18 protein-coding genes are annotated in these 17579 nt (G+C 68.8%); 7 read left to right on the top strand and 11 right to left on the bottom strand.

What is annotated here, in order from left to right; genetic code table 11:
• From ACESK8_RS08845 to ACESK8_RS08855, 3 genes are all read right to left on the bottom strand, one after another.
• A partial coding sequence (locus tag ACESK8_RS08845; protein WP_372968249.1) for an MFS transporter occupies positions 1–849 on the bottom strand: 849 nt, incomplete at its 3' end.
• Positions 850–907: 58 nt separating this feature from the next.
• The gene (locus tag ACESK8_RS08850) at positions 908–1912 is read right to left on the bottom strand and encodes an L-idonate 5-dehydrogenase (RefSeq protein WP_372968250.1); all 1005 of its coding nucleotides are present in this window, start codon (positions 1910–1912) and stop codon (positions 908–910) included.
• Positions 1909–3441, bottom strand: coding sequence for a mannitol dehydrogenase family protein (locus tag ACESK8_RS08855; protein ID WP_372968251.1), 1533 nt, complete (start codon positions 3439–3441; stop codon positions 1909–1911). Before ACESK8_RS08855 ends, ACESK8_RS08850 begins: the two co-directional genes overlap by 4 nt.
• A 151-nt stretch (positions 3442–3592) precedes the next feature.
• Here ACESK8_RS08855 and ACESK8_RS08860 point away from each other — a divergent pair, with 151 nt between their 5' ends.
• The 3 genes from ACESK8_RS08860 (at position 3593) to ACESK8_RS08870 (ending at position 5150) form a co-directional block, all read left to right on the top strand.
• Complete coding sequence (locus tag ACESK8_RS08860) at positions 3593–4555, top strand: LacI family DNA-binding transcriptional regulator (protein ID WP_372968252.1); 963 nt, start codon at positions 3593–3595, stop codon at positions 4553–4555.
• 74 nt (positions 4556–4629) lie between these two features.
• The gene (locus tag ACESK8_RS08865) at positions 4630–4890 is read left to right on the top strand and encodes a type II toxin-antitoxin system prevent-host-death family antitoxin (RefSeq protein WP_372968253.1); all 261 of its coding nucleotides are present in this window, start codon (positions 4630–4632) and stop codon (positions 4888–4890) included.
• Positions 4887–5150, top strand: coding sequence for a type II toxin-antitoxin system RelE/ParE family toxin (locus ACESK8_RS08870; protein ID WP_372968254.1), 264 nt, complete (start codon positions 4887–4889; stop codon positions 5148–5150). Before ACESK8_RS08865 ends, ACESK8_RS08870 begins: the two co-directional genes overlap by 4 nt.
• Before the next feature lie 10 nt (positions 5151–5160).
• On the opposite strand, the gene ACESK8_RS08875 is transcribed toward ACESK8_RS08870, so the two are convergent.
• The 3 genes from ACESK8_RS08875 to ACESK8_RS08885 all read right to left on the bottom strand — a co-directional run bounded on the left by ACESK8_RS08875 (position 5161) and on the right by ACESK8_RS08885 (position 8538).
• Positions 5161–6162 carry a hypothetical protein gene (locus ACESK8_RS08875; RefSeq protein ID WP_372968255.1) on the bottom strand — a complete coding sequence of 334 codons (1002 nt, stop codon included), beginning with the start codon at positions 6160–6162 and terminating at the stop codon, positions 5161–5163.
• Positions 6163–6169: 7 nt separating this feature from the next.
• Positions 6170–7996 carry a substrate-binding domain-containing protein gene (locus tag ACESK8_RS08880; protein ID WP_372968256.1) on the bottom strand — a complete coding sequence of 609 codons (1827 nt, stop codon included), beginning with the start codon at positions 7994–7996 and terminating at the stop codon, positions 6170–6172.
• Between the two features lie 92 nt (positions 7997–8088).
• Complete coding sequence (locus tag ACESK8_RS08885) at positions 8089–8538, bottom strand: MarR family winged helix-turn-helix transcriptional regulator (protein WP_372968257.1); 450 nt, start codon at positions 8536–8538, stop codon at positions 8089–8091.
• A 113-nt stretch (positions 8539–8651) separates the two neighbouring features.
• Here ACESK8_RS08885 and ACESK8_RS08890 point away from each other — a divergent pair, with 113 nt between their 5' ends.
• Complete coding sequence (locus tag ACESK8_RS08890; protein WP_372968258.1) at positions 8652–9839, top strand: MFS transporter; 1188 nt, start codon at positions 8652–8654, stop codon at positions 9837–9839.
• Between the two features lie 3 nt (positions 9840–9842).
• On the opposite strand, the gene ACESK8_RS08895 is transcribed toward ACESK8_RS08890, so the two are convergent.
• Entirely contained in the window at positions 9843–10661 is an 819-nt protein-coding gene (locus ACESK8_RS08895; RefSeq protein ID WP_372968259.1) for a shikimate 5-dehydrogenase, read from the bottom strand.
• A gap of 545 nt (positions 10662–11206) precedes the next feature.
• Here ACESK8_RS08895 and ACESK8_RS08900 point away from each other — a divergent pair.
• Positions 11207–11413, top strand: a complete 207-nt coding sequence (locus tag ACESK8_RS08900; protein ID WP_042540947.1) for a cold-shock protein — start codon at positions 11207–11209, stop codon at positions 11411–11413.
• A 90-nt stretch (positions 11414–11503) separates the two neighbouring features.
• On the opposite strand, the gene ACESK8_RS08905 is transcribed toward ACESK8_RS08900, so the two are convergent.
• Together ACESK8_RS08905 and nucS are read right to left on the bottom strand one after the other, a co-directional pair.
• Positions 11504–12169, bottom strand: a complete 666-nt coding sequence (locus ACESK8_RS08905) for an HAD hydrolase-like protein (protein ID WP_372968260.1) — start codon at positions 12167–12169, stop codon at positions 11504–11506.
• A gap of 72 nt (positions 12170–12241) precedes the next feature.
• Positions 12242–12937 carry an endonuclease NucS gene (nucS, locus tag ACESK8_RS08910; protein ID WP_372968261.1) on the bottom strand — a complete coding sequence of 232 codons (696 nt, stop codon included), beginning with the start codon at positions 12935–12937 and terminating at the stop codon, positions 12242–12244.
• Between the two features lie 147 nt (positions 12938–13084).
• Here nucS and ACESK8_RS08915 point away from each other — a divergent pair, with 147 nt between their 5' ends.
• A complete protein-coding gene (locus tag ACESK8_RS08915) occupies positions 13085–13354 on the top strand; it encodes a response regulator (protein ID WP_372968262.1) in 270 nt (89 codons plus the stop codon).
• 4 nt (positions 13355–13358) lie between these two features.
• Here the strand turns inward: ACESK8_RS08915 and ACESK8_RS08920 are convergent, their stop codons facing one another.
• Complete coding sequence (locus ACESK8_RS08920; protein ID WP_372968263.1) at positions 13359–14609, bottom strand: MFS transporter; 1251 nt, start codon at positions 14607–14609, stop codon at positions 13359–13361.
• Between the two features lie 59 nt (positions 14610–14668).
• Between ACESK8_RS08920 and ACESK8_RS08925 the strand changes: the two genes are divergently transcribed.
• On the top strand, positions 14669–15730 hold the full coding sequence (locus ACESK8_RS08925; protein ID WP_372968264.1) for a LacI family DNA-binding transcriptional regulator: 1062 nt from the start codon (positions 14669–14671) through the stop codon (positions 15728–15730).
• A gap of 273 nt (positions 15731–16003) precedes the next feature.
• Here the strand turns inward: ACESK8_RS08925 and ACESK8_RS08930 are convergent, their stop codons facing one another.
• Positions 16004–17569, bottom strand: a complete 1566-nt coding sequence (locus tag ACESK8_RS08930; protein ID WP_372968265.1) for a hypothetical protein — start codon at positions 17567–17569, stop codon at positions 16004–16006.
• Positions 17570–17579 lie beyond the last annotated feature (10 nt).

Here is a 17579-nt window from a genome sequence, read left to right on the forward strand (position 1 = left end):
GCCCGAGTTGCCGGCCTGGCCGAAGCGCAGCAGGAGCGCGATCGAGAACGCCTTCCAGGGCTTGCGGTTCATCGCCTCGAGCGTGCGGATGTCGTTGGTCTCGGTGGCGAGCTTCACGACCTCTTCGCGCGAGAGCGCCTTGCCGTCGACGACGTCGTCGCGCTCCTCGAAGACCGGGGTCTCCTTGAGGTTGAACCGCACCCAGATGGCGAACAGCATGATGATCGCGCTGGCGATGAAGGGGATGCGCCATGCCCAGGCGATGACCTCGTCTTCGCTGTACGCGACAAGAAGGATCGCCCAGATGCCGGATGCCAGCAGCGTGCCGCAGTTCGTGCCGAGCGCGACGAGCGAGGCGATGATGCCGCGACGCTTGGCCGGTGCGTACTCGGCGAGCATGACTCCCGCACCCGAGATCTCGGCACCGGCTCCGAAGCCCTGCGCGATGCGCAGCAGCACGAGGAGGATCGGGGCGAGCACGCCCACCTGGTCGTACGTCGGAAGGAAGCCGATGAGGGTGGTCGCGAGACCCATCAGGAGGATCGTGTAGAACAGCACCTTCGTGCGACCGGTCTTGTCGCCGAGGCGGGCGAAGAAGAACGCGCCGACCGGTCGGGCGACGTAGCCCACGCCGTAGGTGGCCATCGCGGCGACCACGGCCACGGCCGGGTTCTCGGACGAGAAGAACAGGTCGGCGAACACCAGAGCGGCTGCCAGCGAGTAGAGCTGGTAGTCCATGAACTCGAGGGCGGTGCCGAGCCATCCGGAGATGGCGGCGCGGACGAGGTCGCGGACCGACCTCTTCGCGGCGGGATCGACGGCGGGTGCCGTCGTCTGCGGTTCTGACATGGGAGGTACTCCTTCGGACCAGGAACGGGTGGTGCGCGGGGGGCGCGGAGGGGTGTCGCTAGAGGGAGAGCAGGACCTTCGCCGAGGCGGACGAGTCGCGAGCGAGCTCGAGGGCCTGGACGGCGTCGGATGCCGGGAGGACGTGGGAGATGACGGAGTCGAGGGCGTCGGACTCGGCCAGGAGGGCGATCGCGTCATCGATCTCGGTCGAGAAGCGGAAGGCGCCGCGGATGGTGAGTTCTTTGGCGAGCATCGGCGCGAGGTTCACCGCGATGTCGGCGTTCGGCAGCATCCCGACCTGCACGATGCTGCCGGCGCGGCGCGCGGCGCGCACCGCCTGGGTGAGGGCCACTCCGACGCCGGAGCACTCGAAGACGACGTCGTACGACTCGTTCTCGATCGTGTCGCGGCCGACGAGCGAGACCTCGGTCGCGCCGAGCGAGGTGGCCCGCTCGAGCGGTTCCTCGCGCACGTCGCTCGCGCCGACCACCGCGGCACCCGCGTGGAGTGCCGCAGCGACCACGAGGAGTCCGATGGGGCCGGCACCGATCACCAGCACCCGCTTGCCGGTGATGTCACCGGCGAGGCTCACGGCGTGGATCGCGACGGCCAGCGGCTCGGCGAGGGCGGCGCGCTCGAGCGGGAGGGATGCCGGCAGCACGCGGACCATGTGGTCCTCGACGATCAGCAGTTCGGATGCCCCGCCCTGGCGGTGCGGGTTCGCGGCGGCGCTGCCGAAGTAGTCGCCGCCGGGACGCAGGTGCGGGTGGTCTTCGAGCCCGGGGACATCGGCGCCGTAGCGGGCCGGGTGCACCGTGACCGGGGTGCCGGGGGCCAGGCGGCCGGACGGGTCGAGGTCGACGACGCCGGAGAGCTCGTGACCGGGGGTCAGGGGCTCGCGGATCGTGTACTCGCCGTTCGCTCCGTGGAAGTAGTAGTGCAGGTCGGATCCGCAGATGCCGACGTAGTTGACGCGGAGTCGGACCTCGCCGTCGCCGGGGGTCGGGACCTCGCGGTCTTCCCAGCGGATGTCTTCCTTGCCGTGGATGGCGAGAGCCTTCATGGCTGCAACTCCTCTGCGCGGGTGAGTGATGATGTGGTGGTCTGGGATGCCGAGACGGCATCGGCGATCGCAGCGTCGACGCCGCGCCGCCGGATCGTGTCGACGAGTTCGCCGACGCGCGCGATGAAGGCATCCTGTGATCCGAGTCCATCACCGAACAGGTGCAGCTCGCCGATCACGCGCTGTGCGAGCTCACGACCGGTGTGGGCGCTCGCCGCGTAGCCCGCCAGGCGCTCGCGAGCGCCGTCGGTCATGGCCGCAGCGTGCGGGCCGGGATCGAATCCGGGCAGCGGAGCGATGCATGACAGGTACCCGGCGACCGTGAGGGCGATCAGGTGGGGCATCCCGCCATCGCGCAGAACCAGGAGCGCAGGCTCCGGGATGCGCTGGCGCAGCTTGACCGAGCCGTCGGTGCCGACCTGACTGGTGCGGTGGCCCAGGGCGCTGTTGGCCCAGCGCTCGAAGAGCTCGCTCTCGTAGGCGCGGATGTCGACGCCGGACGGAACCTCGATCGAGGGCTCGTACTCGTCCCGCAGCACGGCGCGGGCCGCGCTCTCGATGCCGCCGAGCCCGATGGCCTCGGGGATCGTCCCGACACCGCTGAGCGCGCCGAGGTAGGCGATGAGGGAGTGCGTGCCGTTGAGCAGCCGCACCTTCATCTGCTCGTAGCGGCCGACCTCGTCGGTGAAGACGGCGCCGCCCGCCTCCCACGCGGGTCGTCCACCGGCGAAGCGGTCTTCGATCGCCCACATCGTGAACGGCTCGGCAGGCACCGGGATGTCGTCGCGGGCGCCGAGCAGGGTGCTGACGCGGGTGCGCAGCTCGGCGGTGGTCGCGGGCACGATGCGGTCGACCATGCTCGACGGGAACGACACGGCGCCGTCGAGGAACGCGAGTGCGTCTGCGCCCTCAGCGCCGGGCAGCTCGTGCAGGAACTCGCGGACGAGCTTCTCGGTGTGAGCGCCGTTGGCGGAGAGGTTGTCGCAGCTGAGGATCGAGATCGGTGCGCCGCCGGCTGCGGCACGGGCCTGCAGGCCGCGGGCGAGTTGGCCGATCGTCGAGCGGGCGGCACCGCCGCGCAGGTCGGAGCGCACGGTGTCGTCGTCGAGGTCGAGATGCTGCGTCGCGGGGGAGTAGCTGTACCCGTTCTCGGTGACGGTGAGCGTCACGATGCGGATGCCGGGGTCGGCGATCTGCGCGACCACCCGCTCGGGCTGCTCGCCGCCGACGAACGCGTCGGTGTGCACGCCGGGGATGGTCAGCGACGTCGTGCCCGGGGCGATGGTCGCCACGGAGTAGAGGAAGTCCTGGGCGTGCATCGCGTCGACGATCGCACGGGAGCGCGAGGCGACGCCGATGATGCCCCAGTCGCCGCCGGTGGACTGCAGAGCGGCTGCCGTGTAGACGGCCTGGTGCGCGCGGTGGAAGCTGCCGAGCCCGAGGTGCAGGATGCCGGCGCCTGTCGGAGCGACGAGTGGCGCCGCGGTCGCGGAGGTGGTGCGGCGCAGGGCCGGTGCTGAGGTGCTCACGCGGTGGCTCCTTCGCTCGGGGCCGCGCACCGCTGAGGGTGATCGGCGTTGATCGTCATGCAAATCAGTGTGCAGTGTTTGTACAAACTTGTCAACCTGTTTTACATGACCAGCGAGGATCGTAGGATTGCTGCGAAGGCGGGAGGACGACATGGCAGCGACGCTGACGGACGTGGCGCGACGTGCCGGGGTGTCGATCGCGACCGCATCCCGGGCTTTCGGCGAGCCTGACCGCCTCGCGCCGAACACCCTCGGGCGTGTCCTCGAAGCCGCCGGCGAACTCGGCTACGCCACCCCTCAGTCCGCCTCGGCGACGCGCACCTTCGGTGTCGTCGTCCCCGACGTCGCCAACCCGGTCTATGCGACTCTGCTGAAGGCGATCCAGGGCCAGGCCTGGCACGGACGCCATCGCATCGTGCTGTTCGACGCGGACGAGGACCTACGTCGCGAACGCGAGCAGATCGAGCAGGCCCGCAAGCTCGACGGGATGCTGCTGTGCTCCCCGCGCCTCCCGGACGCCGACGTGCTCGCGCTCGTCGGAGACACCCCGTATGTCGTGGTCAACCGGCAGATCGACGGAGCGCCCTGCGTGCTGATGGACACCGAGCACGGGCCGGCGCAGGCCATCGAGCATCTCGCCGCGCTCGGGCACACGCACATCGCCTACGCCGCGGGGCCGCGCGGGTCATGGGCCGATGTGCGCCGTGCGGACACCGTCGCCCGGGCGTGCGAGCGCCACGGCATCCGCCTGACCGGGCTCAGTCATCACGCCGCGTCGATCCAGGGTGGCCGTGCCGCCGCCGCTCCCGCCGCGGCGAGTGGAGCGACGGCTGTCATCGCCTACAACGACCTCGTCGCGCTGGGCCTCGAGGCCGGTCTGCTGGAGCTCGGCAAGCGGTGCCCCGCGGACATCAGCATCGTCGGGATCGACGACATCGACCTCGCCGGAGCGGTCACGCCCGCCCTCACGACGGTGCGCATGCCGATCGAACGCAGCGGTGCGCTGGCGGTCGACCTGCTGCTGCAGGCCATGACCGGCGCCGCGATCGACGACGTCGTGACCCTGGGGTCTCAGCTGATCGTCCGGGCATCCACTGCCGCTCCGGCCGCCTGACGAGACCGCGCGTCGGCCCGCTCACGAGCGACGTACAATATCGGTATTATGTACATAAGTGCTATGCTTGCCGCATGAACACGATCAGCCGGCGCGTGCCCTCGAAGGACCTGCGTGACAGCCTGGCCGATGTGCTCGGAGGGGTCGCGTACGGCTCAGAGCGAGTGGGAGTCACGCGCCACGGCAAGCTGACGGCCGTAGTGATCAGCGTCGATGATCTTGAACTGCTCGAAGAACTCGAGGCGGCCCGAGACGCCGCAGAGTTCGCCGCTGCGCGAGCGTCGGATGACGGTGAGCGCGTGTCTTTGGATGAGCTGCGTGCGGAAGTGGCGTGACGCGCTTTCGCATCGAGTTCACCGCTGCCGCTGCCAGGGAGATCCGCAAGCTCGACCCGCTGATCCGCCGACGGATACTTGCCGGAGTGGCCGATCTGGAACTCGACCCGCGTCCGCACGGATGCCGCAAGCTGGCCGGGTATGACAATGCCTGGAGAGTGCGTATCGGCGACTATCGAGTGCTGTACGAGGTCATGGACGAGCAGGTTCTCGTGACGGTTGTGCGTGTCGCGCACCGCCGCGCCGTGTACGACATCTGACCAGGCGCGGTCACTCGCCGGAGCTCTGCTTGAACTGCCGCTCCCAGTCGCGCAGCTCGCTGCGACCGATGAGCGAGTCGAGCGACACCTGGAAGAGCAGTCCTCTGCGAGCGTTGACCTGCTTGATGTTGTCGACGATCTGTGTGGTCACCGCAGCCAGCGCTTCGCGCACCTCGCCGATGCGCTCGTCCGGAGCATCCCAGAGGTCCGGCCGGGTGAGCAGGTCGAGCAGATAGTCCCGGTCGAGGGCGGCGACGAGGCGGGCGAGCTTGTCGGAGTACTCGGCTTCAGCCAGCGCGCTCTGATCCTCGCCTGCCTTCGCGTCGAGGCGGATGAACAGCTGCTCGACATGCGAGGCCAGCGCGTCGATCCCTGCGGCGGTCTCGGCCGCGACCGGACTCCCGGGCACCGCCGCGTAGTCGGCGCGAAGCTCGCGCAGTCGGTTCACGCGGAGACGGATGCCGGCGGGCACCGGGTCGGTCGATGCCACCGGCTTACGTCGCCGACGGGCGATCAGGCCGAAAGCAGTCACGGCGGCCGCGACGAGCACGACCCCGCCGATCACGAGCGGGATGGCCGCGCCTCCCGCTCCGGCATCGCCGCCGCCCGGCGAGGTCGGCGTCTCGGCCGAGATCTCCTGCACGGTCTCGACGAGAGCATCCTGTGTGCTCGGAGCGGACGACTGGTTCTCGTTCGCGATGCGCAGCGCCACATCGCCGTCGATCGCGCTCGAGGTCGCCTGCAGGTCGTCGCCCACCGCGACGATCACGGTCTCGTGGTCGCCCGCGGCAGTGAGCCGTTCGAGGATGTAGCTGCTGTAGGGGTTGTTCTTGCCGGCATCCGAGGGCAGCACCACCACGGCGATGGAGCCGTCGTCGGGAACCACTCCCGCGAGAGCCTCGGCGATCTCCTGGCCACCGCTCGCAGCAGGATCGACATAGACGTTCTGGGTCGATATTCCTTCGACGGCATCTTCGAGCCACGGGTTGTCGGAGGCGGAGAGGAACGGCATCGCGACCTCAGAAGTTGTTGATGACCGAGGCGAACACGAGGTCGATCCGCTCGGCATCCGAGGCGTCGAAGAGTTGTCCGCCCGTGACATCCGCGATCCGCTGCAGAGCCGAGGTGTCGGCTCCCTCTCCATACGCGATCGGGAATATACGGACAGGGGCGTCGTCTCCGCCCTCCTTGGTGCTCTTGCCGATCTTCGCGATCAGGGAGTCGAGAGAGATGCCGGAGTCGGTGTCCTCGCCGTCGGAGAGAAGGACGATCGCGTTGATGCGACCGGGCTCGGCGCGCTCGCTCATGGCCTCGTAGGCGAGCAGGATCGAGTCGTACAACGGGGTGCCGTTGCGCTGCGCGTAGCGCAGGTCGGCGAGGGAGGAGTCGAGCTTCTCGCCGTCCGAGCCGAGCGCACTGACATCGCGCAGCACCTGGATGCCTTCGCCCTCATCGGACGAGATGCCGGTGGTGAAGACCCAGACGCCGATCTCGTCGGTCGAGCGGAAATGGTCCAGCGTCGACTGGGCACCCTCGATCGCGCCGTCGAGACGGGAGCGCCCGTCACCGATCGGGTCGTCCATCGATCCGGAGATGTCGATCAGCTCGAGCACCGACGAGGGCTTGCGAACCTGCGTCCACTGGTCGATCGCGGTCGAGATGACGTCGACGTCGGGCTTCGGGAGGGTCACGGCGGGCTGCGCCGGATCGACGCCGAACTTCGCGCTGAACAGCTCACCGAGGGGGACGGACTCATCGAGCGGGCGGAAGCCGTAGTCGGGAAGGATCTTCTGCGCGGCCGTCGTCTGCACGAACTCGGCGAACGCCTCGCCGGCGGTGCGCTGCTCGGCGCTGATCCAGTCGGCGCCGAGCACGGTGATCGGGTTGTCCGACCACATCGATCCGCCCTCGGGGTAGACGGCGACGAGCTTGGTCTTCGGAGGAGTCAGGGTCTCGCCCGGCTGCACGGTGTGCGAGTCGGGGTTGCCCTGGTTGTAGTTGAGCAGCGAGGTCTCCTCCAGCGCGACCGCGGAGACGTACGCCGATCCGTTCGAGCCGTTCTGAGTCTCGTCATACAGGGTCGAGAGGACGTTGCCCGTGGTGTCGCCGTAGTGGATGACGCACTCCTCGAACACGCGGGAGAAGTCGGCGGATGCCTCGACATCGGCCGAGGTGAGTCCCTCCGCCTTGCCGGTCGCCTCGTAGGACTGCATCAGGATCGTCGACAGGCCCGTGGTCGAGGTGTTCGGATTCGTCTTCGAGATCTTGAAGGCGCCCCAGATGTCCTTGCCCACGCTGCCCCACCCGGCCGGATCCTGGCACAGCGTCTCGAGGTCCGAGATGCTGATCGGGGTGTCCGGCCAGCCGAGGGCCGTCGCCATCGGCTCCGGCATCCCGAACACGACCGGCGTCCGCGTGAACGACTTCGGCTCGCCGACCAGGGTGGCGGAGGCTGCCGCCGCCACTCGGTCGGTCCAGACCGTGGATGCCGGCGACCACAGTGTCGGCCAGAGAGCCTTGTCGTCGCTCGGCCAGTCCTCGCCGGAGGTGAGGAAGCGCGTCGCGTTGCCCGAGGAGACGTTCGTGGGCCGGACTGTGGCGCAGGTCTCGAGTCCCTCATGCTCCGGCGACTCCTTGAACGCCTTCGCCAGCTCGTCGAGCATGTTGACCTTCTCAGATGAGGTCGCGACGGTGATGTGCGTGCACCCGTCGTCGGGGAAGGCCTGCCCACCGTCCTCGGTCGTGCCGTCGTCGCCACCGCCGGTGCACGCGGTCAGAGCCAGGGCGACGATCGCCGCCATGGCAAGTGCTGCGGGGGTCCGTCGTGCGGTGCGAGGCGCGCTCATGCGCCTAGGCTACCCACGTATCGCACCGCAGATCACGCATCCGCTCCATCGGCTGCTCGCGGAGACCGCTGATCCTGCCGAGTCGGCTCGGCCTAGGCGTCGACCGTCGTTCCCTGCAGCGCGTGCACGACGGGTGCGAGCTCCGGCTGCATCACGGCGTCTCCGAGCGCCCGCTCGAGGGTCTCGTCATGGATCGGATGCGCCTCTTCGTACAGCGCCTGGCCTGCGGGGGTGAGCTCGGTGTAGATGCCGCGGCGGTCGTCGGCGCACAGGATGCGCGTGAGCAGTCCGCGGTCCTCGAGCCGTGTGACGAGTCGCGTCGTCGCGCTCGGACTCAGCGCGGTCGCGCGGGCGAGCTGCTGCATCCGCATGTGCCACCCGTCCTGCCTGCTGAGGGCGTCGAGCACGGTGTACTCCACGACCGACAGGCCGACCGAGGCGCCGAGCGCCTTCTCGAGATCCGCCTCGATGATGCCGTGCAGGGCGGCGAGTGTGCGCCAGCCGCGCGCGCGGATCTCGACAGCGTCGTCTGAGATTCCCACGATGACCTCCGAAGTAGTTGCTTGCGCGGAATACTTGCGTGTGCAATGATTATCCGTCGGACGCAATATCCCGCGTCTGCAACTACTTTAGCAGAGGACTTCGGAGCGCACCCATGCCACTCGGACTCATCGCACTCGCCATCGGCGCCTTCGGGATCGGACTCACCGAGTTCGTGATCATGGGCCTGCTTCCCGAGGTCGCCACCGACTTCGGCGTCACCGAGGCCACCGCAGGCTGGCTCATCTCGGGCTACGCCCTGAGCGTGGTCGTCGGCGCGCTCGGTCTCACCGCAGCCACCACCCGCCTGCCGCGAAAGCCGGTCCTGCTCGGACTCGTCGTGCTGTTCATCGCGGGCAACGCCCTCACCGCGGTCGCCCCCGACTACAGCGTGGCCATGATGGGCCGCATCATCGCCGCACTCTGCCACGGCGCGTTCTTCGGCATCGGCGCGGTCGTCGCGGCCGACCTCGTCGCCCCCGAGAAGAAGGCGCGCGCGATCGCCATCATGTTCACCGGTCTGACCGCCGCCAACGTGTTCGGCGTCCCCTTCGGCACCTTCCTCGGCCAGCAGTTCGGATGGCGCTCGACGTTCTGGGTGATCTCGGCGATCGGTGTGATCGCGTTCGCCGGCATCGCGCTGCTCGTGACCGCCCCGACGCCGACAGGACAGCAGGTGAGTCTGCGCAGCGAGCTCCGGGCGTTCCGCTCCGGCCAGGTCTGGCTGTCGCTGGTGGTGACGGCGCTCGCCTTCGGCGGCATGTTCGGGGCGTTCACCTATATCGCCTACACGCTCACCGGCGTGACGGGGTTCGCCGACACGACCGTGCCGTGGCTCCTGGTGCTGTTCGGTGTCGGGCTGGTGGCCGGCAACGCCATCGGCGGGCGCCTCGCCGACAGGTCGATCGACCGCACCCTGCTCGTCTTCATCGCTGCGCTGGTGGTCGTGCTCGTCCTGTTCGGGCTCTTCGCCTGGTCGCAGCCGGTGACCATCGCGATTCTGATGCTGATGGGCGCCTTCGGATTCGGTACCGTCCCGGGCCTGCAGAGCCGGATCATGCAGTACGCCGGAGGAGCGCCGACCCTCGCGTCCGGCGCGAACATCGGGGCGTTCAACGTCGGCAACGCGCTCGGTGCCTGGGCCGGCGGTCTCGGCATCGCGGCGGGGCTCGGGTACACCTCGCCCATCTGGATCGGGGCGGCGATCACGGCATCCGCTCTGGTCGTCATGGTGATCGCGGTCATCGCCGCGCGTCGCCCGGCGTCGGCCACCACCGGCACCCTGCGCACCGTCGCGGCCTGATCGCTACTGCGCGCGCATGAACTCCTCGGCGGCGCGCACCTGCTCGGCGGACGGACGGATGCCGGTGTAGAGCACGAACTGCTCGAGTGCCTGCAGGGTCGCCACCTCAGCGCCGGTGATGACCGTCTTGCCCGCTGCGCGCCCCGCGGCGATGAGAGGGGTCTCGGCCGGCAGCGCGACGACGTCGAACACCACGGAGGCGGACGAGATCTGCTGCTCCGAGAACGACAGAGCGTGCTCGTCCGCCCCGCCGGCCATCCCGATCGGGGTGATGTTCACGATGATGTCGGCGGTGGCCTCCGCGGCATCCGGGATCCAGGCGAAGCCGTACAGATCGGCCAGGCTGCGGCCGCGCTCCTCGTTGCGAGCGGCGATGGTGACGCGCGTGAATCCCGCGTCACGGAAGGCGGCGGCGGTGGCCTTCGCCATTCCGCCGGAGCCGAGCAGCAGCAGGGAGGCCGAGGGGTCCAGCGAGTTGCTCTCGATCAGCTGGGCGATCGCGCTGTAGTCGGTGTTGTATGCGGTGAGCACGCCGTCGTCGTTCACGATCGTGTTGACGGAGTCGATCGCGGTGGCCGAGGGGTCCATGCGGTCGACCAGCGCGATGACCTCCTCCTTATAGGGCATCGAGATCGCGCAGCCACGGATGCCGAGACCCCGCACGCCGGCGATGGCCTGGCCGAGGTCGGTGGGCGCGAACGCCTTGTAGATCCAATTGAGCCCCAGCTCCTCGTAGAGATGGTTGTGGAACCGAGTGCCGTTGTTGCTCGGGCGGGCAGACAGGGAGATGCACAGTGTCATGTCTTTGTTCAGCAGGGTCACGGCCCCAGGCTACTCGCGGCCGCCGGATGGATCGGTCTTCGGAAGAGCAGAAACGCCCGGAGTCAACCCCCATGGCGCGATCGTCGGAGCTCCCCTAGGGTGAAAGTGCATGCACAGGGGATTGATCGTCTCCGTCTTCCCCAGAGACGGGCTGCCTTCCCCAGAGGCAAGGCGATCCGTGCATGCGATTGGGCCCTCTCGAGTGGTTCAGTCCCCAACGGACTGCTCGAGAGGGCCGCTATCGTTGGCGTTCTCCTACAGATTTTTGTTTTGTCCCCCAAATGGGGGACAAAACGGTCACGGAGGGGTTAGGCTGGAATCTGACGCACCCTCCGGTCGTCTTCGGCCCTCATCGCTCCCCCCGCGGTGAGGGCCACACCATTTTCTGGGGCGCGCATCCACTCGTGTGCATGATGGTCGATGACGTCTCATGCAACATTTGGGTTACGGGCTGACCTCGGGACTTCCCCTCAGCGCCTGCTCCACTAGCGTGGAGCACGTCGGGGCATCCTGCGTCGGCTTCTTTCCAGCAGAACAGGCAGTACATGAGCACCCAGGGCACGGTTAAGTGGTTCAACTCGGAGAAGGGCTTCGGCTTCATCTCCCCCGACGACGGCGGCGCTGACGTTTTCGCGCACTACTCCGCCATCGAATCATCCGGCTACCGGTCTCTCGAAGAGAACCAGCGAGTCGAGTTCGACGTGGCGCAGGGCCCCAAGGGCCTGCAGGCAGAGAACATCCGTCCGCTCTGAGAGCGGACGACAACAGAACTCCCTGACCGGGGTCCGCACTCGTTGCGACCTCCGGCGGGGAGTTCTGTGCTTTCTACGGCGGCTTCGGGCTCAGCTCAGCAGCAGCGCGCGCAGGTCGTCGGCGGATGCCGCGCGGAACGCTGCCTCGTCGCCTTCGTGGGAGTCGCTGAAGCCCCACTCGACGAAGATCACGGGCACGCCGTTGGCATTGCCGCCCTCGACGTCGTGGTGTCGGTCGCCGATGAGCACCGGGCGCGACACGTCAGCGCCGCGCTCGGCCAGGCGACGCAGCGCCTCGGCGACGATGTCGGTCTTCGAGGCGAGAGTCGCCTCATCGGGTGTCGCTCCCACCGTGGTCAGGAAGTACGGACGCAGCTCGAAGAAGTCCACGATCGCGTCGACCTGGATCTCGGGCTTGGAGCTCGCAGTCGCCTGCGGCACTCCCGCATCGTGCAGGTCGCGGATGATCTCGGGCACGCCCGGGTAGGTCGACACATCCGTGGTGTACCCGTCGGCCTTGCCGAGGGTGCGGTAGAAGGCGACAGCCTCGGTCGCCTGCTCCGGGGTCATGGCGGCCTGCGCCTGGAACGAATCGAACATCGGCGGTCCGATCCAGTGCACCAGCTGCTCGCGCGTGGGAGCAGAGTGACCGAAGTGCGTGAGGGCGACGTTCAGACGACGGAGGATGCCGACGGACGCATCCGCGATCGTGCCGTCGACGTCCCACAGGACGCACGAGTAGGGGGAGGAGGGCATGCCTTCCAGCCTATGGGCAGTCGACAAGCCGTCCGACCGCGATGAACATCTGTGCACCCGCCGTCGGGCGCATCAGAACAGGCGGGGGATGCCGGACTCGATGCCCTTCATGTCGTCGTAGTCGAGCACCAGGCAGCGGATGCCGCGATCCTCGGCGAGCACCCTGGCCTGGGGCTTGATCTCCTGCGCTGCGAACACGCCCTGCACCGGGGCGAGGTGCGGATCGCGCCCGAGCAGCTCGAGGTAGCGCGTGAGCTGCTCGACGCCGTCGATGTCGCCGCGACGTTTGATCTCGACGGCGATGGCTGCGCCCTCGGCATCCCTGACGAGAAGGTCGACGGGACCGATGGCCGTCGGGTACTCCCGGCGCACGAGTGTCGCCCCCTCCGAGATCCGCTCGACCTGCTCGGCGAGCAGTCGCTGCAGGTCGGCTTCGACGCCGTCCTTCTGCAGACCGGGGTCGACGCCGAGGTCGTGATTCGAGTCGTGGAGGATCTCGTAGATCTGCACCCGCAGAGCGTCGCCGGTCTTCTTGTGCGTGACGCGCCACACCTCGGTGACGCCGGCGATGGACTCCTCCTCGCCGGGCTCCTCTGGAGCGAGCGAGCACGGCGGGCTCATCCAGTTCAGCGGCTTGTAGCTGCCGCCGTCGGAGTGCACGAGCAGACTCCCGTCGCCCTTGTGCACGAGCAGACGAGTGGCGAGCGGGAGGTGGGCATTGAGCCGACCCGTGTAATCCACGGAGCAGCGGGCGATGACGAGACGCACCCGTCGAGCCTACTTCGTCCGGCGCACTCCTTCTGCGGCGATGGGCAGAGGTTGCGACCTTTCCACATCCGCCGTCTCGTTGCGAGAACGCGCTGCCGCCACGCACTGGATCCTGACATTCTGGCCAGAGAAGTCGAACATGAGGAGATGACGGTGTCGATCGAGCTGGTGACCATGATCGTGTCCGTCGCGTCCACACTGCTGGGGCTGGCGGCGGGGTTCGGCTGGGTGATAAGCCGGACCGATGCGCGGTTCGAGAGGTTCGAGCAGCGCATGGAGGCGCAGTTCGATCGTGTGGACACGCGATTCGAGCGTCTGGAAGCCGAAGTGAAAGAGGTTCGGTCGGAGCTCGGCGACGTGAAGATCGCGATCGCCCGCCTCGAGGGACCGCCGACTCGCCTTCTTGCCGCGCGGTGACGACCTAGGAAGACGCCTTCTCTGCGGCAGGCGCCGACGACATCTCGTCCTGGCGCAGGGGTCGAGCAGCACCCGAGAAGAGGCCTGAGAGGGCGACCAGCACGACGAGGATGTAGAGGGTGTTGAGCAGGCCGATGTGCTCGCTGATGAAGCCCAGCACGGGCGGGCCGCCCAGGAAGGAGATGTACCCGATCGTCGCCGCGGCGCTGACGCGGGCAGCCGCCTTGGCGGGGTCGTCTGCCGCAGCCGACATGCCGAGCGGGAACCCGAGCGAAGCGCCGACGCCCCACAGTGCGGCACCGACGAACACCAGGGGAAGGGTCGGCGCGAGGATGAACAGCAGGATGCCGGAGGCAGCGGCCACCGCGAGGATGCGCAGCACCGCGACGCGGCCGAAACGGTCGACGAGGGGGCCGCCGAACACGCGGACGACCGTCATGGCGACCGAGAAAGTGGCCAGCGCGGCGGCGCCGAGGGCCGTGCCGCCGCCGTGATCCTCCGCGACGCCGAGTGCGAGCCAGTCGTTCGCCCCGCCCTCGGCGAAGGACATGCCCAGCATCACGACGCCGATCGCGTAGGTGCGCGGCTCGCGCCAGGCCGACAGCGCGACGTGCATCCGCTCGCGCCAGTGCGGCTTCTCGGCATCGCCCGCCTGAGGATCGAGCGCCTCCTCGCGGCGGGGGACGTTGGCGATGCTGACGACGCCGATCGCGGCGATCGCGACGGCGACGGCGAGTGTGTGTGCGAAGACGTTGATGTGGAACTGTGCGGCGAGGGCGCCGAGTCCAGCCCCGATCACCGTGCCGAAGCTGAAGAAGGCGTGGAAGAGCGGCAGGATCGTCTTGCCGGAGTGCTGCTCGATCGCCGTGGCCTCGACGTTCATCATCACGTCGACGCATCCGTTGCCCAGGCCGAAGAGCACCAGACCGATCAGCACGACAGCGTAGGAGCCGAGCACGTTGGCGCCGATCCCGATCAGGGCGACGCCCGATGCGAACGTGAAGATCGACACCATCATGCCGAGGCGTGCGCCGGTACGCGCCATGATCGCCGGACTCGTCGAGATGCCGACGATCGAGGCGATGCCCGCACCCAGCAGCAGCATGCCGACCTGCGCCTTGTCGACCTCGAGAGCGAGCTTGATGTCGGGCACGCGTGACGCCCAGGTCGCGATCGACAGACCGCTGGCGAGGAAGATCGCGAAGATCGCGGTGCGCCAGCGCACATACTGCGCACGGGAGAGGGCGGTGTCCATGTCGCACAGCATATCGAATCGATTCGATAGTTCGAAACCAGGGGAGCTATCCTCGGAGTATGACGAGCCACGACCTCCCGCGCCGAGCGACGATCGCCGATGTCGCCCGTGAGGCGGGGGTGGCGACCTCCACGGCATCCGTCGTCTTCAGCGGCAAGGCGAACGTGGCGCCCGCGACCCGCGAGCGGGTGCTCGCAGCCGCCGCCGAACTCGGCTACGCGGGACCCGATCCGCGCGCCGCATCGCTGCGTCGTGGGCGCAGCGGCATCGTCGCGGTCGTTCTCGAAGGGCACCTGCGTGCGGCGTTCCTCGATCCGGTGACGACGGCCATGATGGACGGGCTCACCGACGGCATGGCCGATCTCAGCGCCGGCATCCTGCTGCTGCGCGATGAGCCGGGCGACGAGGGATCCTCCCTGACCAACGCCCCCGTCGACGCGGTCGTGCTGATCGGATGCTCGGGGCGCACCAAGGCGTCGCTCGACATCGTGCGGAGTCGGGGTCTGCCGGTCGTCGTGATCGAGGGCGACGCAGGTGAGGGCATCCCGCGGATCACGCTCGACAACGCCACCGCGGCCGCGGATGTGGCACGGCACCTCCACGATCTCGGGCACCGCGACGTCGCACTGGTCACGCTGCCGCTCGACACGGACCGTGAACGCGGGCCGGTCACGCAGCAGCGCATCGATGCCGCCACGGTCGATGTGACGATCGACCGTCTCGCCGGCATGCGGGAGGTCTTCCCCGATGCGCCGGCGATCTCCGCAGGCGGGAGCCTGATCGACGAGGGGCTGCTCGCGGGGCGCCGACTGCTGGCCGATCCCGCCACGAGGCCGACGGCGATCCTCGCACAGAGCGACCTGATCGCGGTCGGTGTCATCCGTGCCGCCGAGGAGCTCGGGCTGCGGGTTCCCGAGGATCTGTCCGTCGCCGGCTTCGACGGCATCGCCGCCGACGGGCTCGGCGATCTCGTGCTGACGACGAGTGTGCAGCCTGCGGTCGAGAAGGGGCGGGCGGCCGGCGAGCAGGTCGCGCGGATGCTCCGCGGGGAGCCGGGACTCACCCTGCACCTGACCTGTCGGTTCCGAGCGGGCACGACGACGGCCGCGCCGCGGCGCTGATTTCAGCCGGAGCGGCTCCGGGCGGAGCTGCCGCACGCAGCCTGCGAAGGAGATCTCACGGTGCGCAGGAGCCTGGGGCGCGATGGGTCCTTCGTTGCGTGAGTTCTCCTTCGCTGCGTGAGTTCTCCTTCGTTGGAGGGGTGCCGGAAGTGCCGTGGCAAGGCAGGAGATCTCACGGTGCGCAGGAGCCTGGGGCGCGATCGGTCCTTCGTTGCGTGAGTTCTCCTTCGCTGGGAGTGTTCCGACGGGGGGGGGGCTCCGAGGCGCGCGGCGTCAGGAGCGCTGCGGACCCAGGGGAAGGGTCTGCACGCCGAAGTCCAGGATCGAGTACCGGCCGCAGTCGACCACCTCGTCGGGAACCACCGCCACCGGCAGATCCCACTGCACGGTCTGCGCATCCTCGACGAGGAACGACACCTCGCCCACGGCGAAGTCGGTGCGATTCACCAGCCAGGCGTAGCCGTTGAGCTGATGATCGACCTGCACGAGGTGCGACGGGTCGGCGAGATGCAGTTTCGGTAGGCGCACCGTCCAGAACTGACCGGCGCCCGTGCGCCCTGACGCATCGACCCAGTCGGTCACGCAGGCGAGATCGACGTCCGGCTTCGAGGCGGCATCCGAGAGTCGCGGGATGCTGAGCGCACCGCCGAGGAGCAGCAGCACGGCGACTCCGGCCATCACCCTCGATCGCACGCGGGCACTGAAGTGCACGACGCGCGGTGAGGCCACGAGGGCGAGCAGGGGCACGAACGCCACGGGCTGCAGGTACCGCGCGGCGTGCGTGCCGAGTGCGATGGCCCCGACGACGACGATCAGCGGAGCAGACCAGGCGACGACCGCGACCAGGCGCGAGCCGGCGTCCTCGGCGCGACGGGATCCCACGATCGCGAGGACCAGCAGCGCGACCGTCATGACCACCCCGAGCGCGCCGAGCGGATGCAGCAGGCGTTCGGTGAGAAGGCGTCCGTAGTACTGGAGCGACTCTGCCCAGAGGCTCGGCTGCGCGTACCCCACTCCGGTGTTGGCGATCCATGCCGCGAACGGGATGCGCAGCACTATGCCGAGAGCGGTGCCGCCGAGGAGAGAGACCAGCAGTGCGAAAATCGGTGCGCGCCGCGTCGCGCGGACGGCGAGGATCGCGAGCACCGCGATGAGGGGGATCGTGGCCCACACCGCGAACAGCGGATTCGACAGCGTCGCGACGGTCGAGACGAGACCGAGCGCGATCGGGAGAACGATTGTGCGGCGGCCACCGCGCTCCCCGCGCTCCCCGCGGTCGTCGCGCTCCCCGCGCTCCCCGCGCTCCCCGCGCTCCCCGCGATCCAGCATCCGCCGGGCGATGCCGATCGAGAGGACGACTGCGATAACGGTCGACGAGTAGTACGTGGTGGTCAGCTGCAGCGACGCCAGGTCCAGCGCATCGCGGGACGCGGATACGTCGGTCATCGCCAGGATGCCGAAGACCCCGAGTGCGATGACCGACCAGGCCACCGGCGCCCGGCCCTCGCCGGCTCGCCCCGCCGCCACTCGGATGGCGCCGTACAGGGCGAGCAGGTTCAGCACCGCGCTCACCGCGAGTATCGCGTTCACGCCGAGAGGCAGAGCGAGGTCCAGGGCTGTGTACCCTGCGGTCTCCGGCAGGAACAGCACGCTCGACATCGCCCAGTCGAGCGCATCGCCCGAGAGCAGCGAGCGCGAGAACAGTGCGACGATGAGCGAGTCCCCGTCGCGGAACACGAGGTCGGCGCGGGCGGACGACGCGACCTGCGCGGCGGTGACGAGCGCGATGGCGGCAGCGCTGAACCAGCCGGCCAGCTCCCGCATCCACCTCCGCGTCACGGAGCTACTC

Source organism: Microbacterium sp. (assembly GCF_041641055.1).
GTDB lineage: Bacteria > Actinomycetota > Actinomycetes > Actinomycetales > Microbacteriaceae > Microbacterium.

Excerpts from the sequence above, each read along its gene's own strand:
- ACESK8_RS08850 (WP_372968250.1), bottom strand. The coding sequence starts at position 1,912 with ATGAAGGCTCTCGCCATCCACGGCAAGGAAGACATCCGCTGGGAAGAC.
- ACESK8_RS08860 (WP_372968252.1), top strand. The coding sequence starts at position 3,593 with ATGGCAGCGACGCTGACGGACGTGGCGCGACGTGCCGGGGTGTCGATC.
- ACESK8_RS08865 (WP_372968253.1), top strand. The coding sequence starts at position 4,630 with ATGAACACGATCAGCCGGCGCGTGCCCTCGAAGGACCTGCGTGACAGC.
- ACESK8_RS08875 (WP_372968255.1), bottom strand. The coding sequence starts at position 6,162 with ATGCCGTTCCTCTCCGCCTCCGACAACCCGTGGCTCGAAGATGCCGTC.
- ACESK8_RS08880 (WP_372968256.1), bottom strand. The coding sequence starts at position 7,996 with ATGAGCGCGCCTCGCACCGCACGACGGACCCCCGCAGCACTTGCCATG.
- ACESK8_RS08890 (WP_372968258.1), top strand. The coding sequence starts at position 8,652 with ATGCCACTCGGACTCATCGCACTCGCCATCGGCGCCTTCGGGATCGGA.
- ACESK8_RS08900 (WP_042540947.1), top strand. The coding sequence starts at position 11,207 with ATGAGCACCCAGGGCACGGTTAAGTGGTTCAACTCGGAGAAGGGCTTC.
- ACESK8_RS08905 (WP_372968260.1), bottom strand. The coding sequence starts at position 12,169 with ATGCCCTCCTCCCCCTACTCGTGCGTCCTGTGGGACGTCGACGGCACG.
- ACESK8_RS08915 (WP_372968262.1), top strand. The coding sequence starts at position 13,085 with ATGACGGTGTCGATCGAGCTGGTGACCATGATCGTGTCCGTCGCGTCC.
- ACESK8_RS08920 (WP_372968263.1), bottom strand. The coding sequence starts at position 14,609 with ATGGACACCGCCCTCTCCCGTGCGCAGTATGTGCGCTGGCGCACCGCG.
- ACESK8_RS08925 (WP_372968264.1), top strand. The coding sequence starts at position 14,669 with ATGACGAGCCACGACCTCCCGCGCCGAGCGACGATCGCCGATGTCGCC.